The 18,895-nt window shown below is 64.2% G+C and carries 16 protein-coding genes, 1 other RNA gene, 1 pseudogene and 1 riboswitch; of the genes and pseudogenes, 8 read left to right on the top strand and 10 right to left on the bottom strand.

Annotated elements, in window-relative coordinates; translation table 11 throughout:
* Positions 1–11 precede the first annotated feature (11 nt).
* The 3 genes from cutA to V5B40_RS20255 are packed head-to-tail and all read right to left on the bottom strand — an operon-like array spanning position 12 to position 1,391.
* Positions 12–356, bottom strand: coding sequence for a divalent-cation tolerance protein CutA (gene cutA, locus V5B40_RS20265; RefSeq protein ID WP_332356220.1), 345 nt, complete (start codon positions 354–356; stop codon positions 12–14).
* 59 nt (positions 357–415) lie between these two features.
* Positions 416–1,054 (bottom strand): alpha/beta hydrolase, encoded by a 639-nt coding sequence (locus V5B40_RS20260; protein ID WP_332356199.1) that lies wholly within the window; start codon positions 1,052–1,054, stop codon positions 416–418.
* 28 nt (positions 1,055–1,082) lie between these two features.
* Complete coding sequence (locus V5B40_RS20255) at positions 1,083–1,391, bottom strand: (2Fe-2S) ferredoxin domain-containing protein (RefSeq protein ID WP_332356198.1); 309 nt, start codon at positions 1,389–1,391, stop codon at positions 1,083–1,085.
* A gap of 223 nt (positions 1,392–1,614) precedes the next feature.
* Here V5B40_RS20255 and V5B40_RS20250 point away from each other — a divergent pair, with 223 nt between their 5' ends.
* Positions 1,615–2,784 carry a DnaJ C-terminal domain-containing protein gene (locus tag V5B40_RS20250; protein ID WP_332356196.1) on the top strand — a complete coding sequence of 390 codons (1,170 nt, stop codon included), beginning with the start codon at positions 1,615–1,617 and terminating at the stop codon, positions 2,782–2,784.
* Positions 2,785–2,814: 30 nt separating this feature from the next.
* Here the strand turns inward: V5B40_RS20250 and V5B40_RS20245 are convergent, their stop codons facing one another.
* The 3 genes from V5B40_RS20245 to V5B40_RS20235 form a co-directional block, all read right to left on the bottom strand.
* A complete protein-coding gene (locus V5B40_RS20245; RefSeq protein WP_332356195.1) occupies positions 2,815–3,945 on the bottom strand; it encodes a VanZ family protein in 1,131 nt (376 codons plus the stop codon).
* 75 nt (positions 3,946–4,020) lie between these two features.
* Complete coding sequence (locus V5B40_RS20240; RefSeq protein WP_332356194.1) at positions 4,021–8,127, bottom strand: NACHT and WD repeat domain-containing protein; 4,107 nt, start codon at positions 8,125–8,127, stop codon at positions 4,021–4,023.
* Entirely contained in the window at positions 8,124–9,686 is a 1,563-nt protein-coding gene (locus tag V5B40_RS20235; RefSeq protein WP_332356193.1) for a toll/interleukin-1 receptor domain-containing protein, read from the bottom strand. The genes V5B40_RS20240 and V5B40_RS20235 overlap by 4 nt, the downstream gene beginning before the upstream one ends.
* 318 nt (positions 9,687–10,004) lie before the next feature.
* On the opposite strand from V5B40_RS20235, the gene V5B40_RS20230 reads away from it, so the two are divergent.
* The 6 genes and pseudogenes from V5B40_RS20230 to V5B40_RS20205 all read left to right on the top strand — a co-directional run bounded on the left by V5B40_RS20230 (position 10,005) and on the right by V5B40_RS20205 (position 14,851).
* Positions 10,005–10,184: a hypothetical protein gene (locus tag V5B40_RS20230; protein WP_169066415.1), complete on the top strand. Its 180-nt coding sequence runs from the start codon at positions 10,005–10,007 to the stop codon at positions 10,182–10,184.
* A 74-nt stretch (positions 10,185–10,258) separates the two neighbouring features.
* Positions 10,259–10,675, top strand: coding sequence for a cytochrome P450 (locus V5B40_RS20225; RefSeq protein ID WP_332356192.1), 417 nt, complete (start codon positions 10,259–10,261; stop codon positions 10,673–10,675).
* Between the two features lie 4 nt (positions 10,676–10,679).
* A complete protein-coding gene (locus V5B40_RS20220; RefSeq protein ID WP_332356191.1) occupies positions 10,680–11,654 on the top strand; it encodes a class I SAM-dependent methyltransferase in 975 nt (324 codons plus the stop codon).
* Positions 11,638–11,928, top strand: a complete 291-nt coding sequence (locus V5B40_RS20215) for a 4Fe-4S dicluster domain-containing protein (protein WP_332356190.1) — start codon at positions 11,638–11,640, stop codon at positions 11,926–11,928. Before V5B40_RS20220 ends, V5B40_RS20215 begins: the two co-directional genes overlap by 17 nt.
* 207 nt (positions 11,929–12,135) lie before the next feature.
* Positions 12,136–12,222, top strand: a pseudogene (locus V5B40_RS20210) (phosphopantetheine-binding protein); the annotation flags it as partial.
* Between the two features lie 100 nt (positions 12,223–12,322).
* A complete protein-coding gene (locus V5B40_RS20205) occupies positions 12,323–14,851 on the top strand; it encodes an AMP-binding protein (protein ID WP_332356189.1) in 2,529 nt (842 codons plus the stop codon).
* A gap of 408 nt (positions 14,852–15,259) precedes the next feature.
* On the opposite strand, the gene V5B40_RS20200 is transcribed toward V5B40_RS20205, so the two are convergent.
* The 4 genes from V5B40_RS20200 to V5B40_RS20190 all read right to left on the bottom strand — a co-directional run bounded on the left by V5B40_RS20200 (position 15,260) and on the right by V5B40_RS20190 (position 16,519).
* The gene (locus V5B40_RS20200; protein WP_332356221.1) at positions 15,260–15,505 is read right to left on the bottom strand and encodes a hypothetical protein; all 246 of its coding nucleotides are present in this window, start codon (positions 15,503–15,505) and stop codon (positions 15,260–15,262) included.
* A 248-nt stretch (positions 15,506–15,753) separates the two neighbouring features.
* A non-coding RNA gene (gene ssrS, locus V5B40_RS25325) (6S RNA) lies at positions 15,754–15,936 on the bottom strand.
* A 33-nt stretch (positions 15,937–15,969) separates the two neighbouring features.
* Entirely contained in the window at positions 15,970–16,305 is a 336-nt protein-coding gene (locus V5B40_RS20195; RefSeq protein WP_332356186.1) for a cell division protein ZapA, read from the bottom strand.
* Positions 16,306–16,318: 13 nt separating this feature from the next.
* Entirely contained in the window at positions 16,319–16,519 is a 201-nt protein-coding gene (locus V5B40_RS20190) for a hypothetical protein (RefSeq protein WP_332356185.1), read from the bottom strand.
* Positions 16,520–16,673: 154 nt separating this feature from the next.
* Positions 16,674–16,882: riboswitch (cobalamin riboswitch) on the top strand.
* Positions 16,883–17,013: 131 nt separating this feature from the next.
* Here V5B40_RS20190 and V5B40_RS20185 point away from each other — a divergent pair.
* Positions 17,014–18,888, top strand: coding sequence for a TonB-dependent receptor domain-containing protein (locus V5B40_RS20185; protein WP_332356184.1), 1,875 nt, complete (start codon positions 17,014–17,016; stop codon positions 18,886–18,888).
* Positions 18,889–18,895: the final 7 nt, after the last annotated feature.

The following is an 18,895-nucleotide window of genomic DNA, read 5'->3' as shown; positions in this document are numbered from 1 at the left end:
GCGGTGCGTCTTCAGTCTTCAAGGTGGTCTGAGGCGGGCGTTTCGGCAGTTACCCAGGCGAGATAGTCGGGTAGCCCGGCGGTCACCGGCAAGGCGATGATTTCCGGAAGCTCATAGGGGTGGTGCTGGCGAATCGCTGCTTCGAGCGCCGCGTAGCGTTCGCTGCGGGTCTTGATCAGCAGCGGCACTTCGCTGGCAGTTTCGAGCTTACCCTGCCAGTGGTAGATCGAGTGGCAAGCGGCCAGCACATTGACGCAGGCGGCCAGACGCCTTTCGACGAGTTCTCTGGCCAGCGCTTCGGCAGAGGGTCGGTCGGGGAGATTGGTCAGGACGAGGAGGGTGGCCACAGGGTGGATTGTACTCCTCTACTCATCGACGCCCCCCCCCGCCACCGCCACCCCGGCAGCCTCCGCGCTCAGTGGCGCCATGCACGACTGACGATTTCGCGGATGACGTGCAGGCGACGGTGGAAGAAGTGATCGGCGCCGGGGACGACGATCACCGGTAACTCCAGCGGCTTCGCCCATTCGATGACGTTGGCCAGGGGCACGGTGCTGTCTTCGGAGCCGTGGATGACGATGGTGTCGCCGGGCACGGCCTTGGTGTGATACTGGCGCGCGCCTTCGACGAAACCCGACGCCGTGCCGACCAGCACCAGGCGTTGTGCCGGATGACCGGCTTCGAGCAAGGCCGCGGCGACGCGCGTCTGCACGTAGGCGCCGAAGGAGAAACCGGCCAGCGCCACCGGCAGATTGCCGTAGCGGCACTTGGCTTCGGCGAGTACGGCGAGCAGGTCTTCGGTTTCACCGCGGCCGTCGTCGTGCGTGCCCTCGGTGTGACCGATGCCGCGGAAATTGGGGCGCAGCGCGACGTAGTCGAGATGGGTGAAGGTGCGCGCCAGTGTCTGCACGACCTTGTTGGTATTGCCGCCGCCAAACAAGGGGTGCGGGTGGCCGATCATGGCGATGCCACGCGGCGCGCCGGGGTTTTCGACGATGATCTCGATCTTGCCGACCGGTCCGTCGATGAGCAGGTGTTCGGGCTGTATTTTCATGGCCAGGGTTTCCTCTCGCTGCCGTCTTTCAGATGCGCAGTCGTTCGACGACCCGCCCGTGTACCAGGTGTTCCTGGATGATTTCCTCGATGTCTTCGTGGTCGACGTAGCTGTACCAGACCTCTTCCGGATAGACCACCAGGACCGGTCCGCTGTCGCAGCGGTCGAGGCAGCCGGCGCGGTTGATACGCACCTTGCCGGCACCTTTCATCTTCAGTTCGCCGATGCGGTCTTTGGCATAGGTCTGGGCGGCGGTCGCGCCGGCGTTGTTGCAGCAGGTCTCACCCTCGCCGCGCTGGTTGCAGCAGAAAAAGACATGATGCTTGAAGTAACTCATGCGCACGGGCTCCTGGCGACTGTTTGCTGATTGCGGCGGTCGATTCTAACCCCGATTCGTCTGCTGCAAGAGCTCTGCCGAGCACCGCAGCGCAATGGCCCGCGGCCGAAGAGGGGAGGTACGCTCCTTGATCGCGTAAAATTCGCCTGCTGTCGTGGCGTCCGTGGGCTCTTCTGTCTTCTGGTCACGGCACGTTTTCCGAGCTGCCAGAACTGCCCAATCAATGACTATCTGTGAAGATCCTTTCGCCATTCTCGGCGTCAGCCCCGAGGCTTCGCCGGCCGACGTCAAGCGCGCCTATCGCCGGCTGGCCATGCACTGGCACCCGGATCGCAATACAGCAGCGCTGGCCGAGGCCCAGTTCAAGCGCGTGAACGCGGCCTACGAGCTGTTTCTCGACCCGCAGCGGCTGGCCGAATGGCGACAGGCACAGGCTGCCAGCGAGGCCAGCGAGGCCAGCGAGGCCAGCGAACGCCGGCAGCGCGAAAGCAAGGCCAGCGCCAGCAAAGCGCGCGCGAGCAAAGGCGAGGGAAGTCGTTCCGGCGCCGGCAAGGTGGCGGGCAAGGAGAGTGCGCAGAGTGAGCCGAGTGCCGGCGAAGACCTGACGCAGGCCTTGACGCTGACCCTTGAGGAGGCGGCCCTCGGTTGCCGGAAAACGATCGCCCTGGTGCAGGGCGTTGGCTGTGCCAGTTGTCGCAGCAGCGGCCGTGTTCAATACCGCAATTCGGTGCCCTGCAAGCAGTGCAGCGGTTGCGGTCGGCTTAGCCAAGGCGGCGGCGAAACCAGCGTCTGCGCGGGCTGTGGTGGGCGTGGTTTTCTGCGTGAGACCGCCTGTCCTGATTGCAGCGGCAGTGGTTGGCTACAGCAAGCACGCACGCTGTCAGTGACCGTGCCAGCGGGCTTGCTCGCAGGTGAGCGCCTGCGCCTGGCCGGCCAGGCGCCGCTGCCTGCAGCTAGCGGCGGTGGCGGTAGCGACGCTGGCCAAGCCGGCGACCTGTACCTCGAAATAAAGCTGGCCGCACATCCACTGTTCGTCCTGCACGGGCGCGACGTCCATTGTCAGGTGCCGGTGAGTGCTTACCGCCTGCTCTGCGGTGGGCGCATTGAGGTGCCGAGCCTGGGCGGCACCACGACGCTCAAACTCTCTCCCGACCCGCAGCAGCCGCTTGAGTATCGTCTGCCGGGCCAGGGCTGGCCCGCAAAAGGACGGCATAAGGCCGGCGATCTGCTGCTGCAGTTGCAGCGTATTCAGCCGCAGAGCGTCAGTGCGCCGGACGTCGAGCTGCTCGAACGTCTGGAACAGCGTCTGGCCGGCGATCTCGCTCGACGCGCCCCAGAATTGGCCGTGTGGGAAGCGGCAATGCGGGCTCGGCGGAAGCTGGCCGGCGCGTAACGCGCGTCACGCGCGCAACGTAACTCTTCGCTACAGGCGCCGCCCGAGCGCGGTCAGATAGGGCAGGGCGAGGAAAGGCCAGAGACTGGCGATCCAGCGGGTCAGGCCGTTGAAATTGAGGAAGTGACCTTGTCGCCAGGTGGCCAGTGCCGCTTCCGAGTACGGGTTGGGTGGCGTCAGATTGACCAGCGCCGTGCCGGCCATCAGGGCGACGCCGGCAACGCCGATGCGCCAGGCCGCCGGCAGCATCAGCAGCAGCGAGAGCAGCACGCCGCCGATCAGCAGCCCGAGCCGCGCCCCCGGGGTCAACCAGGCCAGGGCGTCATGCGGAGCGAGCAGTACCGCCGCGGCCAGCGTCCTGATCGCCAGCGCCAGCATGAAAAAGACGAACAGCACCAGCTGCGGCGCGTTCCGGTCGGCGAGCAGGGTGCGTGCGAAAAGGCCGATGACGATCGTATTGCAGACGATGACTCCGGTTTCGAGCATGAAGAATGCGGGCGGGGCATACGGCACCGCCGGCGTCAGCCCCAGCACATTGCGCAGGTCACCGACGCCAAAGAGCAGTGTTTCCGGTGACAGCTGGGTTAGCAGCCACATGCCGATCAGCACCAGGCCCAGTTCGGCGTGCGGAATTGGTGCCAGCAGCGCCTGCTGCAGCTGAGCGATGCCGCGAAAGATCGGCTTGCCCTTCCACACCGCGATCACCGCACCGATCGCGCTTCCGGCGCTGTTGCACGCCAGGTCGAGATTCGAGGGCACACGCGCCGGTAGCCAGTTCTGCAGCCACTCCAGGGTGAGGCTGAGCAGGGCGCCGATGCACAGCGCGGCGAGCGCCGCTGGCCAGCGGCCGGGCAGCCGGCGCAGGGCCAGCGCCAGCAGGAAGCCGAGCGGCACATAGACGATGACATTGACCGCGAGGTCGAAACCCGTCCAGTAGCGCGGCCAGGCGGCGCCGAGAAAGGCCAGCGGCGAGAGGCCCAGGTCGCGCCAGTTGGCGAACGGGTAGAGGCTGGCGTAGCTGATCAGCACCAGGTAGGCGAGGGCCAGATATAGGGGCAGGCGCGTCGGTCGCGGTAACGGCTGCGGCTCCTGCGCAGGCGTCGCGTCAGTCGGGGAAATGGCTGGGGGCGGTGCTTGCTCCATGCGGATGGCGCCGAGCATTATGAAGCAGCCATTCTAGCGCCTGCGAGCGAACCTGTGCCGCGTGGCAGGCGCTCGCTTCCCCCGAGGTGCCGATCAGTTCTTGCCCGAGGGCGGATTGGGTATACCGAAGCGCTCTCTTTCCTTGTCGGTCAGCTCGCGCCCGACGCGCCTGGGTACGTCGGCGGAGATCTCTTCGATCGGGCGGCACCAGTCGCAGGGCCACCGTCGCAACGTCCCTTTTTCGCTGGTGGTGAGCACGCTCTTGCCATCGGCAGAGAACTGCGCGTTCAGGAGCACTCCGTCATTGCCGCGCAGGACTTCCAACTGACGGCCGCTGGCCACATCCCACAGGCGCGCGGTGCTATCCCTGCTGGCGGTGAGCGCGGTCTTGCCATCGGGAGAGAGCTGCGCACTCACGACCCAATCCTCATGCCCGCGCAGCACGCGCCGCTCCCCGCCGCTGGCCACGTCCCACAATCGCGCGGTCTTGTCGTCGCTGGCGGTGAGTGCGATCTTGCCATCGGGAGAGAACTGCGCGTTCACGACCCAATCTTCGTGGCCCTGCAGGAGGCGCGACGACAATTCGCCGCCGGCAACCGTCCACACTCGCGCGGTGCCGTCGTTGCTGGCGGTGATGGCCGTGAATGGGGCCTTGTCATCGGGAGAGAATTGCGCGCTCACGACGGAGTCTGTATGGCCTTTCAGGATGTAGAGCAGGGCGCCGGTGTTCACCTCCCACAATCGTGCGGTCTTGTCTTCGCTGGTGGTGATCACGAATTTGCCATCGCCGGAGAACTGTGCGCTCAGAACCGGGCCCTCGTGGCCTTCCAGCTTGCGAAACAGTTCGCCGCTGTCCACGTTCCACAGTTGCGCAGTATCGTCCTTGCTGGTGGTGATTGCGGTCTTGCCGTCGGGAGAGAACTGCGCGCTCACGACCCAGCTTGTATGGCCTTTCAGCTCGTGCAACAGTTCGCCGCTGTCCACGTTCCACAGTCGCGCAGTATTGTCCCTGCTGGTGGTAATTGCGGTCTTGCCGTCGGGGGAGAATTGCGCGCTCACGACCGAGTCTTCATGTCCTTCCAGCTTGTGCAAGAGTTTGCCGCTGTCCACGTTCCACAGTTGCGCAGTATCGTCCTTGCTGGTGGTGATTGCGGTCTTGCCATCGGGAGAGAGCTGCGCAGTCCAGACCACCTCCTCACGGCCGGGCAGCACTAGGAACTCGTGGCTGCTATCCACCATCCACAGTCGCGCCGTGTGGTCGTTGCTGGCGGTAAGTATGGTCCTGCCGTCGACGGAGAATTGCGCGCTTCGGACCCAACTCCCATGGCCGCGCAGGACGCGCAACAGGCGGCCGCTGCCCACGTCCCACAGGCGCACGGTCCTGTCGTCGCTGGCGGTGAGCACGGTGTCGCCCTTGGGGGAAAACTGCGCGTTCAGCACCGAACCCTCATGGCCTTGCAGGATGTGCAACAGTTGACCGCTGTCCACGTTCCACAGCCGCGCAGTCTTGTCCCTGCTGACGGTAATTGCGGTCTTGCCGTCGGGAGAGAATTGCGCGCTCAGGACCCAATCCTCATGACCTTTCAGCTCGTGCCGCGGTTTGTCGCTGTCCACGTTCCACAATCGTGCGGTCTGATCCTTGCTGGCGGTGATTGCGGTCTTGCCATCGGGAGAGATCTGCGCGCTCAGAACCGAGCGCTCATGCCCTTGTAGCGTGCGCAACAGTTGGCCGTTGTCCACGTTCCAGAGTCGCGCGGTATTGTCCTTGCTGGTGGTGATTGCGATCTTGCCGTCGGGGGAGAACTGTGCGGTCAGAACCGGGCGGTCATGGCAGCGCAGTATGTGCGACGGGTTGCCGCTGTCCACCTCCCACAGTCGGGCTGTATTGTCGTCGCTGGCGGTGATCGCGGTCTTGCCATCGGGAGAGAACTGAGCGCTTCCGACGGGAGCCGTATGGCCTTTCAGCTCGTGCAACAGTTTGCCGCTGTCCACGTTCCACAGTCGCGCGGTGTTGTCGTCGCTGGCGGTGATCGCGGTCTTGCCATCGGGAGAGAACTCGGCGCTTCGGACGGAAGCCGTATGGCCTTTCAGCTCGCGTGACAGTGTGCCGCTGGCCACGTTCCACAGTCGCGCGGTGCTGTCTTTGCTGGCGGTGAGCGCGGTTTTTCCGTCGGGCGAGAACTGCGCGCTCCACACCGCGCCCTCATGGCCGCGCAGGACATGCGAGTACGCATAGTCGGCCTTCGCCGATCTGAGTAGCCCGTCGGCTTTCTCCGATCCGAGGACCCTGCCGGTCTTCTCCCACCCGAGCGTCCTGTCGGCCTTGGTGCTGAGGCCGAGCTTGTGCACCTCCAGCGCTATCAGCAGGCTCTGGTCCGGATTCTGCCTGCCTAGTTCTTCCGCCTTGAGCGCCCAGTCACTGGCGAGAGTCTCGCGAGCCTGCTCCTCCGCCTGCAACCACAACCAGACTGCGATCCCCGCCGCAACCCCTGCGATTGCGCACCAGCCGTAGGCGATACGGCTGCGCCGGGAGAGGCGTCGCGCAGATTCCTCCGCCTGTTGCCGCTCCGTCACTGCGCGCGCGCGTTCTTCTTCAGCGCGCTCCGCAGCGGCCCGCTGCAATTCGGCCTCCGCCTCAAGCCTGGCCGTACGTTCCTCCTCAGCCTGGCGCTGCAGGGCCTGCGCGCGCTCCGCTGCCTTTCTGTGCCATTCCAGGCTGCCCTGGATGTAGGCGTCGACCAGCGCGTAGGCGCTAGGTCCTTCGTAACGTGTGGCCCAGGTCTCGGGATGGCCGCGGCTTTGCACTCGCGTACGCCAGCGCTCCGCGCGCCGGCGATCGTTGTCGTCCAGCCAGTCGCCGCCTTCCGCCTGCCAGCGGGTCGCCCGCCGCTGCCACTCGCGAAGTTCGCTGACGTCGAGGTCCTCCTCGTCGAGCCAGTCGCGGAACAGTTGCCATTGCCGAAACAGGCTCTCGTGGCTGATGTCGATCAGGTCGTCGTCGCCGATCGCTCGCCCTGCACGCGGCAGCACGAAACCGGCACTCTCGGCGCGAAAGGCGTCGAGCACGGCGTGCAGGTCGGCGTGTTCGTTCTCGGGCAGCAACTGCCGCAGCTCGCGCAGCGTCTGCGGTCGGCGTACGTCGCGGCCTTCGTGTCGTTCGACCAGCGACAGCAGGACCTGGCGCGCGATGCGGCGCTGCTCGGCGCTCAGCGCCTCATGGATCGCGGAGGCATGGTTGTCGATGGCATTCGAAAGCGTTGGGCCGGGCGTTGCCCCAGCGCCGCCCTCGGCGCTGCCGACGCTGCCCTGGCGCGGCGCACAGATGGCATTGAAATCATCGGCGTCGATCTCGCTCCGTCCCTGTGAGCTGGCGCGTTGCCACATGCACAGCAGGGCATGTTGCAGGATCGGCAGTTCGTCGTCGCCGGTCAGGGCGTTGAGCATGCGGTTGGCGAGTACCGGGTCGATACTGCCGCCTGCCAGAGTCAGCGGCGAGACGATGACCGACTTGATTTGCTCGACAGCGAGGCGCGGCGTCAGGTAGATGCCACTGTTGATGGCTTCGGGAAAGCCATGGAAAGTGACGCAATTGCCAAGGAAGTCCGAACGCATGGTGATTACCACGTAGATCGGCAGGGCTTCGCTCGCCGAACGCAGAAGCAAGGCGACGAAGTCGTCGGCTTCGTCGGGGTTCCGCTGCCGGTAGCGGAAGATTTCCTCGAACTGGTCTACCACCAGCAACAGGGACTGGCCTTCGAAAGCAGCGACTTTCTGGCGGTACAGCTCGGCCAGGGCCAGCGGGCTGGTGCCGAGCATGGCGGCCAGTGACGAGACCGCGTCGGCATGCTCGCTGTTGTCAGCCCAGCGGGGGTCTTCGCTCAGTGCCTTCGCCAGGTTGGCCAGCGGTGCGTCGCCGGGCTGGAAGGTGCAGACATTCCAGCGACAGGGCGGACCGGCGTCGCTGCCGGCCGGTGCGTGCAGCGCGCCCCGGTGCAGCGCCGGAATCAGTCCGGCGCGGACCAGCGACGATTTGCCGCTGCCCGAGGCGCCGAGCACGGCGGTGAAGCGCTGCCGGCGTTCGAGCTTGGCGAGCAGCTCACGGACCTGCGGTTCGCGGCCGAAAAACAGCAGCGACTCGTTTTCGGTGAATGGGCGCAGCCCGACGTAGGGCGCTGGCAAGCTGAGCCTGATGTGCTTCATGATGGCGACAGACCACGCAGGAAATCGGCCAGGCCCTGCTCGTTGACTGCCACCACGTCGTCCGACTCGATGCGAAACTCGCTGGCGACCGTGCCGTTTTCGAGGTACACCCCCCAACGTTCGAGCGGAAGGCCACTTTCGGCGAGCTGGTTGAGGAAGTAGAGCAGGCGGTTGTAGACCGCGAAACGCTTGTTCGGGTCGGCAAAAATGGTGATACCGGCGCGACAGGGGCGCAGCAGTTCTCTGACGTCGACGCCATTGTTGCCCAGCGGTGCGTTCGGCGGTAGGCCGCGCTGGTCGAAGTTCTGTCCGCGAATGATCGCGCTGAGCCGGCCGGTCAAGTCCGGCAGGCTGGCCAGGTCATCGACAAAAATTAGCGGCTTGCGCACCCTGGCGATGGCAGGCGCCGTCGGCAGGGCAGCCGCGCGTTCGCGGCGCGTGCGTTCGGCTTGCAGGCGTTCAATCACTTCGCGCTGGAAAGCGGCACGATTGGTGACCCGCAGGGACTCGGTCTGGAACAGCGCGGCGTGTCCCGGATCGCTGATCCCGTCTGCGGCCGGGAGACTCTCGCACCATTGCATGATCGGCATGCTCGCCTGACGTGCCTCGCGGGCGCGCTGGAATTGCAGCTGTGGCAGTGGCGCCGCAAAGCCTCTGAACTTGCGGCCAGCGGTGGCCGAGAGCAGTTGCACGAAGAGGTCGCTGCGTTCGAGGTCGGCGCTGATCGCGGCGTCGAACTCCTGCGGCGTCAGGCCGACGTAGTCGGCTTCAGGCAGGACGATGATGCCCTCGGCTGCCAGGGCCGCGCTGATCGCGCCGTGTTGCAGTTCGAGGTCGTCGGTGGCGTCGGCGAGTACGATCGTTCCCAGTGGTGCGACGCCGGCTTGCGGTTTGCCGCCCGTCGTCGCCGATTCGAGGCGGGAGTCGCTGGTTCGGCTGGTTCCGCTGGTTCCGCTGCCTGGCTCGCTTGCCGTGGATTTCACCGCCGTGGCCATGCGCGCGGCGCGAATGCGGGTGTCGATGGGCACGCGCAGCTCGTTCAGGATCCGCCAGTAGTAGCGGGTGCCTTCCTCGTCACAGTCTTTCGGGCTGGGGTAACCGGCAAGTACCGGCGCTGCGGCGTTGACCGGCTTGTACCAGAACTTGGCGTGAATCGTGCCCTTGCGCAGCGCCTGAATGATCGGCGGCACGGCGGTGAGCTCCTCGAAAGGCCAGATCTCGACGACCAGGACGTCACTCGGCTTCTCCGCGCTGCCACCATGGCTGCGGACGAAGTGTTCGAGCTCCTTGCCGCACCACTGCGAATCGACATAGTTCTGGGACAGCAAGAGGACCAGCAAACGGCTGCGCTCGACCTTGTCCAGCAACTCGTCGTTGAACTCGTCGCCGGGCCGGAGCTGGTGGTCGATGTAGATGTTCTTCGCGAGTGCGCCTGGCCCCTCGTTGAGGTTGGCCGCCAGCGCAGTCACCCAGCCGACCGAACTCGACGCCCCCAGGGCAAGGCCATTGTCAGCATGGGCGTAGCTGACGAAGATGTCATGCGCTTCAGAAGGGTTCATGGCGGCCTCCCTGGTCTTTGCTCGCGGTGGTGGGGATGCGCATCTGCACCGTAAATACTAGCAGTCGCGCGGGACGGCTGCCGAGATCTCTGCCGGGAGATCGATGGAATGCGGCGCCACTGAGGGGCAGATGCCTGCGCACAAGTGCTGCGAATGAAGCGCATCGCCTGTGGTGTGTGGCGAGCGCCTTCGCGACCCCCGTTGCTGCCTATCGCGACATCGAACGCCGCTAGTGGCCCGATTTGTGCGACACTCTGCCCTTTTTCACCCTCCTTGGCCGTCGTCACGGCCAATTGCGAGACCAGCGGGAGCGACGCCTTGGCAAAACCAAATTATCAGTTCGAGAAGCGCCAGAGAGAACTTGAGAAGAAGCGCAAGAAGGACGAGAAGCGCCAAGTCGCTCTCGCCAGCAAGGATGCAGGGGCCAACGATACGGATGCTGCAGAGCAGCCAGCGGCGGCGGAAAGCGATGCGCCGGGGACGACAACCGGCAGTTGAGCAAAGCGGCGATCGCGGCCTGCGTCCTGCCGTAGCTAGTAGGCATGGCCTGCGCACGGCCCGGGTCTGGTGCGGTGGCGCCGAGCCCGGGCCGTGTGCTTTCGTCACGGCTGCCGCCGGCCTGGCTCTTGCCGGCAGATCGGCGGACGACAGAGAAGACAGCGAAGACAGAGAATTGCGCACGTGTTTCTGACCAACGCCACCGGGCGCTGTGGTCCGAGCCCGATCGTTTCGATCCGGGGCGCTGGCTGGCTGCCGAGCCGCCGCCGGCGATGGCGGAGCGCCTGGCGATGATTCCTTTCGGTTACGGGCCGCGCGTCTGCCCGGGCAAGCGTTTTGCCGAGGTCGAGATGCAAGCCATCTTGTTCGAGCTGCTCGGCAGCTGTCATGTTGCACGCCGTCGCGGCCGGGCGCCCAATCCCCTCGGCACGCTGACTTCGCGGCCAGACTACGACTTTTGTTTGCAGATCACGCCACGTGGCCCTGGCTGAGCGCATGTCCGACTTGCTACCTCCGTGCCCGATTACCGGCCGACCAGCGCGCCGCCGAGTGCATGGCGTGTCGACGCGGGTGCTGCTGGCGATGTGGCGTGCGGCCGGCGCTGGCGATCTGAGCCATTTATTTCCCGAAGCACCGCAGGTGGTCCTCTACGAGTCGGATACCGGGCTGTACTTTTTTACGCCTGCGGTTGCCGGCGACGCCGGTTTCTACGAGCACTTCTACGCCACTCACGCCGCACATGCGACACTCAGCGCACATTCCGAAGCGCGGCGCGAGTTCGTCAATGCCGCCCGCTACATCACTGCCGGGTCGCAGATGCTCGACGTCGGCTGCGGCAGTGGTGCCTTCCGCGAACACCTGCCGCTTGGCACTTATCGCGGACTTGATCCCTATGCCGAAGCGGGGGTGGCCGCCGACGTCATCCGCCAGAGCCTGCCCGAGCATGTCGACGAAGCGCGTGGGCGATACGATGCAGTGACTGCCTTTCAGGTCATCGAACACGTCGCCGACCCGCTCGGCTTCACGCGCCAGCTAGTCGCCCTGCTACGTCCAGGTGGGACGCTGATCATCTGCGCGCCGCTGCACCCCTCGCCACTGACCGAGATTCCCAATTTTCTGATCAACGCTCCGCCGCACCACCTCACCTGGTGGACAGCGAGTGCCTGCCAGGCCCTCGCCGACGCGGTCGGTGTCGAAGCGCTTGAAATCGTTGCCGTCGCGGCGTCTCCCCACGAGGCCATCGTTTACTGGATGCACCGCTTCTCGCTGCTGCGCGCGCGGCCTGGGCGGCCGGGAATTGACGAGCGCTATTTCGCCCACCGCTGGAGCTGGCACCTGAACCTGGCGCTCAGCTACCTGTTGGCGCGCCTGGCAACGGCGGTACTGCCGCCACCAGGCGGCGGGCCCCCGTGCAACGTGATGCTGATCGCGCGCTCGCCGCAGGATTCGACCCGTGACCAACCCGATTAGCCGCCGCAATTTTCTCCGTGGTCGATTCTCGCGTGCCCCGGCCGCGTTGCGGCCGCCGTGGGCGCTCGCCGAAGACGTTTTTCTGCAGGCCTGCACGCGCTGCGCTGATTGCCTGCCGGTCTGTCCAACACACATCGTCCGCAACGGCGATGGCGGCTATCCGGTCGTTGAGTTTGGCCTTGGCGAATGCACTTTCTGTGCGGCCTGCTTCGCGCCCTGTCCGACGCAGGCTATTTGTATCGGGAATATTGATGAAAGTGATGAAAGAACGTGATCGCAGCAAGGGAAGCAGGCTTCGTGTTGCCACTTCGTACCGGCTGTACGGCAGCGCCATCGCCTGCCGGGAGTTGAGTCAGTGAAGAGCACCGAGCAGCTAGTAGAGCCACTGCAGCAAGTGCCAGCAAAGGCCTCGGAGCGCTTGCTGAGCGTGCTCACCGCCCTGGTCGTCGAGACGCGCCCGGGACGGGTGGAACGGGTGAGCATGAGCAGCCACCTCGAGCGCGACCTGGGGCTGGACAGCCTGGCGCGCGTCGAACTCCTGTTGCGTGTCGGCCGTGAGTTCGGCCGCTCCTTGCCGGAATCCGCGCTGGCCGAGGCGGAAACGGCGCAGGATTTGCTGCGCTTCATTGCCAGTGCCACGGCCGAAGAGCTCGACGACGCGCATCGATTTGTCGACCTCCAGCGGCCCGATCAGCATTCCGACGCAAGCGACGACCCTGGTCGAAGTGTTCGAATGGCATGTGCAACACCATCCGCAACGCACGCATGTGCTGCTCTACGGAAGTGGCGGGGAGCAGGGCGAGTTCCGTCCCGAGGCCATCTCCTATGCCGATCTCTTCGAGCAGTCGCGCCGCATCGCCAGCGGTCTGGTGAGCCGCGGGCTGTTGCCACGGCAAACGGTGGCCTTGATGCTGCCCACCAGTCGTGACTATCTGAGCAGCTTTTTCGGGGTGCTCCTCGCCGGTGGAATTCCGGTGCCGATTTATCCGCCGGCGCGCCTGGCGCAGATTGAGGATCACCTGTGCCGGCACGCGCGCATTCTCGCCAACGCGGAAGCGGTGTTCATCATTACCGTGCCGCAGGCTAAAGGGGTTGCCGCACTGCTGCGCCGCGAGGCGCCGAGTCTGAGTGAAGTGCTCACGCCGGCGGAACTCGACAGCGAACCGATGGAGCTGCTGTATCGCGCACAAGCCGACGATATTGCTTTCCTGCAGTACACCTCGGGCAGCACCGGCGACCCCAAGGGTGTCGTCCTCAGCCACGCCAACCTGTTGGCCAATGTGCGCGTGATGTGTGAGACCTGCGAGGTCAGCAGCGAAGATGTCTTTGTTTCATGGCTGCCGCTCTACCACGACATGGGACTGATCGGCGCCTGGTTCTGTCCGCTCTATTCCGGGATGCAACTGGTGTTGATGTCGCCGCTGGCTTTTCTGTCCCGGCCGGTGCGCTGGCTGCGGGCCATCTCCGACCATCGCGGAACGATTTCGCCGGCGCCCAATTTTGCTTATGACCTCTGTGCAAAAAAACTTGTCGACAGCGACCTGCAGGGACTGGATCTCTCTTCCTGGCGTCTGGCACTGAACGGCGCCGAACCGGTGAGTCCGGCCACGCTCCAGGCTTTTGCCGAGCGCTTCGCCCCTTATGGTCTGCACGGCGAGGCCATCACGCCGGTCTATGGCCTCGCCGAATGCTCGGTCGGGCTGGCGTTCCCAGTGCTGAAGCGCGGTCCCCTGATCGATCGGATCGAGCGCGAAGAGCTGATCAGGCGGAAATGCGCGGTCCCGGTCAGTGGCAGCGATTGCGAAGCGATGCACGTTCCGGCCTGCGGGCGGGCCTTGCCCGGGCATGAGATTCGTATTGTCGACGCGGGAGGTTGCGAGCTGCCGGATCGTTGCGTCGGGCGACTACAGTTCCGTGGCCCTTCGGCGACGCGTGGCTACTATCGCAACCCGGTGGCGACGCAGGCCTTGTTCAGCGATAGCTGGCTCGATTCCGGCGATTGCGCGTATACCGTCGCTGGCGAAATCTATCTGACCGGCCGGGTCAAGGATTTGATCATCCGCGGCGGAAGAAACCTCTACCCCTACGAACTGGAACAGGCGGTGGGCAATATTCCGGGCGTGCGCAAGGGCTGCGTGGCCGTTTTTGCCAGCAAGGATGCGCTCAATGCCAGCGAACGGCTGGTGGTCCTGGCCGAAACACGTGAGGAAGAGGCGAGTGCGCTAGAAGCCTTGCGGGAGAAGATCAACGCTGCCGCGATTGATGCAATTGGGATGCCGGCTGACGAAATCGTCCTGGCGCCGCCGAATTCGGTACTCAAGACTTCGAGTGGCAAGATTCGTCGCAACGCTTCGCGCGACGCTTACGAGAATGGCTTGATTGGCGCTCCCACGGCGCCAGCCCGGCAACAAATGTTGCGCCTCGGTATCGCGTCCCTGCGTGCGCGCCTGGGCGAGGCGGCACGCCGCTTTGGCAGGCGCGTCTATGGCCTCTGGTGCTGGAGCGTTTTTCTCGTCCTCGGCGTGCCGACGGCGGCGGTAGTTGTCGTCCTCGGCAAACTGCTGCGCTCGCCGGCGAGCGGACGCCGCCTGGTGCGCCGGGTGGCGCGGCTCTTCTTTGCGTTGGCCGGGGTTCGCTTGCAGATCAGCGCTGCGGCAGATTTGCCGGCAGTGCCGCATCTGTTACTGGTCAACCATTGCAGCTATCTCGATGCGCTGGCCCTTTGCGCGGCCCTGCCGCCGAGCCCGGCCTACGGCTTTGTCGCCAAACGCGAGTTGGTCGAACAGCCGGCGATCCACGCTTTCCTGAGCGCGCTCGGCACGCTGTTCGTCGAACGCTTCGCGGCGTCGAGGAGCGCCGAGGATGTCGACGAGATTGCCGCCGCGCTCAGGCAAGGACAGAATCTGGTCATTTTTCCGGAGGGGACCTTTTCTCGCGAAGCCGGGCTGAAACCGTTCCGCATGGGGGCCTTCGTCGCCGCTGCGCGGGCGGGGACGCCAGTGCTGGTGGCTGGTCTATGCGGGTCGCGCAGGATGCTGCGCGATCAGACCTGGATGCTGCGGCGAGGTCGCCTGGCGCTGGCCTTCGGGCCGCTACTGGTTCCGGCGGGTGACGATTGGGCGGCGGCCGTGGCCCTGCGCGATGCGGCGCGCAAGGAGATGCTCAGTCTGTGTGGAGAGCACGATCTGGAACGCTGAGTGGCGTGGGTCGCGTGGGTCGCGCCCGGGGAGGAAAGGCTCTGCCAGTGCCAGCGCTGGTAATGCCTTCGCCTGTTTGGTGTACGCCGCGAGGCCCAGTCCGAGTACGCCGACACCGCAAAGCAGTCGTGCCGAATCGAAGACGAACTGGCGGCGCGCCAGCGACTGGGTCTTGGTGGTTGCGGTGGTCGCGCGCGCGGGCACGCGACTGCTGTTCTTGTTTGCCGTGGGCATTATTGCGTAGCCAGAAACCGGGCAGGTGCTTAGCGGCCATGAGGCGGGCGATGTTCTGCCCGCCCTGGCTCTCCCTGATTGTCCTGCGTTCGCGTGTCGATCAGGCCTTGACCACCTTGCACGCGCATTTCTTGAAGTCGGTTTCCTTGGAGATCGGACAAGTGGCGTCGAGCGTCAGCTTGTTGACCAGGCGATGCTCGTCGAAGAACGGGATGAACACCAGGCCGGCCGGAAATCTCGTGCGTCTTGTCGAACGTGGAGCGTGTATTCGGCGACAAAAACCTTGAATTCGTCGAAAGTCATCGGGCTGGCGCCGCCGGGGTCGCCCATGGGTTCGTCGATGCCGAAAGTGCGCATGAAACCGGCGACCGCAGAAGCCATGCAGTGACGGGCATTGACCAGCAAGCTGGAAATATTCATCGGATCGAGGCTCTCCGTTGGCAAGCTGAGGGCGGGTGTCGCACATGCGGCGGAACACAAGCTCACGCAATCTTGCACCCGGCAACTACTCTAAGCGTCCGCTGAGGTCTTTTGCTTGATCCAGGTCAAGCGGAAAGGAATCCAGCGTGCCAGCCGGAATGCGCACTGCAAGTGAGAGGTCGGAGGTGATGAGGATAGCGGAAGGGGGCGAAAAAAAAGCGCGAAACCAAAGGTTCCGCGCTCTTAATTTTGTCCCCGCAAGTGCCGTCAGGCCGGCATCCTGAACCTGGGTTCAGATAGGTCACTTTCCTTCCGCATCAGGTATGCCCGACTTGAGGGGCACACACAACAACGGTTTCTATGGTCGGCGACCAATGCCAATTAGCATTGGTTCAAGGAATCTATGACCTTAACAAACACCGCAGGGAACTCTCTCGGAGTCTTCGGAACCTGCTATCAGGGCTTCAGCACGGGGGCTTCAGCGCTGCCTCAAGTTCCGTCTCCATGTGGCAAATTCTACGCCTAAAGGCGTCGATGTCCAGCGCTATTTCTGATTCAATTCTCTGATCTTCCGTGGCTACACTCTGATTTCCGGAGAGGTGCTCGTGGGCTATGTTCAGCGCAGCCATCACCGCGATGCGCTCGGTGTGATTGCTCTTGGTTTTCTCGGCGATGTCGCGCATCTTGCCATCAACATAGGCCGCGGCGTTGAGTAGCGCGGCGCGCTCATCCGCTGGGCAGGCAACCCGGTACTCCTTGCCAAGGAGGGTGATATCCAGAAAATTGGCTTCGTTGGGCATCGGACAAGGACCTTCAGACTTTGGCTTCGGGGAGCTGCCGGGCAAGCTGCTCAAGTCGAGCGGAGGCCGCTCCCATGCGCTCGGCGAGGCCTTGCTTGTCCCCTTCGGCGGCAGCGAGTTGCTCGCGGAGTTGGTCATTTTCCGCGCGCAGGCTATGACAGAGCGTCACCACCTGGCCAATCTTGCTCTCAAGCGTGTCTAGTTCATTCAGCATGGCCAGACTATAGATTCAAGAGGCGTCCCCGGTCAAGGTGTGCAGCGCTTCGCGGCTGCACCTGCTTGCCTGGCAGCGGCGGCTTTCGGCGGCGATGGCGGGGCGGCCGGCCGTCGGGCGTGCTACAATCCGCCTTTTCGTCGACTGCGGTCAGCGAAAAAATGTAGTGCAAGGTGCCGCAACGCAGATTCTCTGCAGCGGTTAAACGGGAAGCAGGTGCGTGTTCTTCGGAACGCCATGCCTGAGCTGCCCCCGCAACGGTAAGCGAGTGCGGGTGTGTCGAAATGCCACTGGGCGTCAGCCTGGGAAGGCGACACACCAAGACTTGCGAGCCCGGATACCGGCCTTCGCACACCCTTGACGCAAGTGCCGCGGGGAAGCGGACAGGAAACGCTCGGCTGCGCCGCTCGCCTCGTTGTTTGCTCCCTCGTGCATTTGATATTTGTTTGCTCGCCGGCTTGCGGGGACGTTTGCCGGATTCAGGGAGAAACCCCATGAGGTATCAGAAGACGCCACGCGCAGGTTCTGCCGCGGCATTGGTCACGCTTTGCGGAGCGCTATTTCCGGTGGCGGCCAATGCTGCCGATCAGCAGCTCGATCCGATCGTGGTCACTGCCACGCGACAGGCGACGCGCGCCAACGAATTGACGAGCGACGTGTCGGTCATCACCCGCGAAGAAATCAATGAGGCCGGACAATCAACGCTCGAGCAACTGCTGTCGCGGCAAGCCGGCATTCAGTACACGGCCAATGGCGGCCCTGGCACGAATAGCGGCGTGATGATCCGCGGCGCCAGCAGCAATCAGTCGATCGTGCTCATCGACGGACAGCGCATCGGTTCGGCGACGACCGGCAGTGCGGCGCTGGCGCGCATTCCTCTGGACCAGATCGATCGCATCGAGATCCTGCGCGGCCCGGCTTCGTCGCTGTACGGAGCCGACGCCATTGGTGGCGTCATCCAGATCTTCACTCGCAAAGGCGAGGGTCCGACGCGACTGAATGCGAGTACGGGCTATGGCACTTACGGGACCACTGACACCACGGTCGGCGTCTCGGGTGGGACAGATCTGGTTTCCTACAGTGTTCAGGCGGGTTATCTGGATACTGGCAGTTTCAACGCCATTCACAACAAGTCGGACATCAATTACAACCCCGACGATGATGGCTATCGCAACAGTAACCTGAGTGCGAACTTCTCCGTGCGTCCGGCAGCCGGTCAGGAAATTGGCGTCAACCTGCTCGCCAGCGACGGTAGCAACCAGTACGACTCGAACGACTTCAGTGCCGTCGGCGCCGACAAGAACTACACCAACGATCAGCTGCTGGAGTCCTATTCGATCTACTCGCGCAACCGCTTGAACCAGGTATGGACGAGCACCCTGCGTCTCGGTACCAGCACCGACGCCTCCAAGGGCTATGCCGGTAACATCAGGGAGTACACCATACGCACGGACATGGATCAGGCTTCGTGGCAGAACGATATCGTCCTGCCCATCGGCGAAGCGCTGCTGGCCGTCGAGTACGCCAAGCAGAAAGTGTCTGGCAGCACTGACTACACGGTGACCGAACGCACGATTCGCTCGCTGCTGGGTGGCTGGAACGCCAATATCGAGAAGCACCGCTTGCAGTTCAACCTGCGCCGTGACGACAACTCCCAGTTCGGCGATGAAACGACGGGTTCCGCTTCCTACGGCTACCAGTTCACGCCGGACTGGCGCGCGCACCTGTCGTATGGGACGGCGTTTCGCGCGCCGACTTTCAACGAACTGTATTTTCCCCCAAGCGCTTTCTTCTCCGGCGGTAACCCCGATCTGCAGCCGGAACAGGCGAAGAACACCGAGGTGGGTGCGAACTGGGAGCGCGGCAATCATCGTGCGTCGCTGGTCCTGTACAACAATAATGTCACCGACCTGATCGAGTTCCGGCCACCGACCTATGCACCGGTCAACGTCAGCAAAGCCTTGCTGCGCGGTGCAACGCTGACCTACGACGGACGCTTCTCGGAATGGGGAGCGGGCGTTGCCGTCGATTTCCTCGATCCGAAAAACGAGGAAGACGGGCCGAACAAGGGCAATCGACTGGCCCGACGTTCCGAACAGCAGATGAGTAGTTACATCAGCCGAACGCTTGGCAACTGGGATTTGCGTGGCGAGTGGCAACTGGTCGGCAATCGCTACGACGACCCGGCCAACACCAATCTTCTCGGTGGCTACGGTCTGGTCAACCTGTATGCCGACTACCGTCTGCAACGCGACTGGACCCTGTTCGCCCGCGCCAACAACATCTTCGACAAGTACTACGAGACGATTGACAACTACGCCACGGCGGGAGCGAACGTCTTCGTCGGTGTTCGCTACGCACCCAGGTAGGACGCTG

Origin of the sequence: Candidatus Accumulibacter meliphilus (assembly GCF_036625345.1) — a bacterium.
Lineage (GTDB): Bacteria > Pseudomonadota > Gammaproteobacteria > Burkholderiales > Rhodocyclaceae > Accumulibacter > Accumulibacter meliphilus.
This window is presented reverse-complemented; position numbering and strand designations above follow the sequence as displayed.

Coding starts and splice junctions, on each gene's coding strand:
- V5B40_RS20245 (WP_332356195.1), bottom strand. CDS start 3,945: ATGCTCGGCGCCATCCGCATGGAGCAAGCACCGCCCCCAGCCATTTCC.
- V5B40_RS20185 (WP_332356184.1), top strand. CDS start 17,014: ATGAGGTATCAGAAGACGCCACGCGCAGGTTCTGCCGCGGCATTGGTC.
- V5B40_RS20250 (WP_332356196.1), top strand. CDS start 1,615: ATGACTATCTGTGAAGATCCTTTCGCCATTCTCGGCGTCAGCCCCGAG.
- V5B40_RS20195 (WP_332356186.1), bottom strand. CDS start 16,305: ATGCCCAACGAAGCCAATTTTCTGGATATCACCCTCCTTGGCAAGGAG.
- V5B40_RS20190 (WP_332356185.1), bottom strand. CDS start 16,519: ATGCTGAATGAACTAGACACGCTTGAGAGCAAGATTGGCCAGGTGGTG.
- V5B40_RS20255 (WP_332356198.1), bottom strand. CDS start 1,391: ATGAGTTACTTCAAGCATCATGTCTTTTTCTGCTGCAACCAGCGCGGC.
- V5B40_RS20235 (WP_332356193.1), bottom strand. CDS start 9,686: ATGAACCCTTCTGAAGCGCATGACATCTTCGTCAGCTACGCCCATGCT.
- V5B40_RS20220 (WP_332356191.1), top strand. CDS start 10,680: ATGTCCGACTTGCTACCTCCGTGCCCGATTACCGGCCGACCAGCGCGC.
- V5B40_RS20200 (WP_332356221.1), bottom strand. CDS start 15,505: ATGAATATTTCCAGCTTGCTGGTCAATGCCCGTCACTGCATGGCTTCT.
- V5B40_RS20240 (WP_332356194.1), bottom strand. CDS start 8,127: ATGAAGCACATCAGGCTCAGCTTGCCAGCGCCCTACGTCGGGCTGCGC.
- V5B40_RS20260 (WP_332356199.1), bottom strand. CDS start 1,054: ATGAAAATACAGCCCGAACACCTGCTCATCGACGGACCGGTCGGCAAG.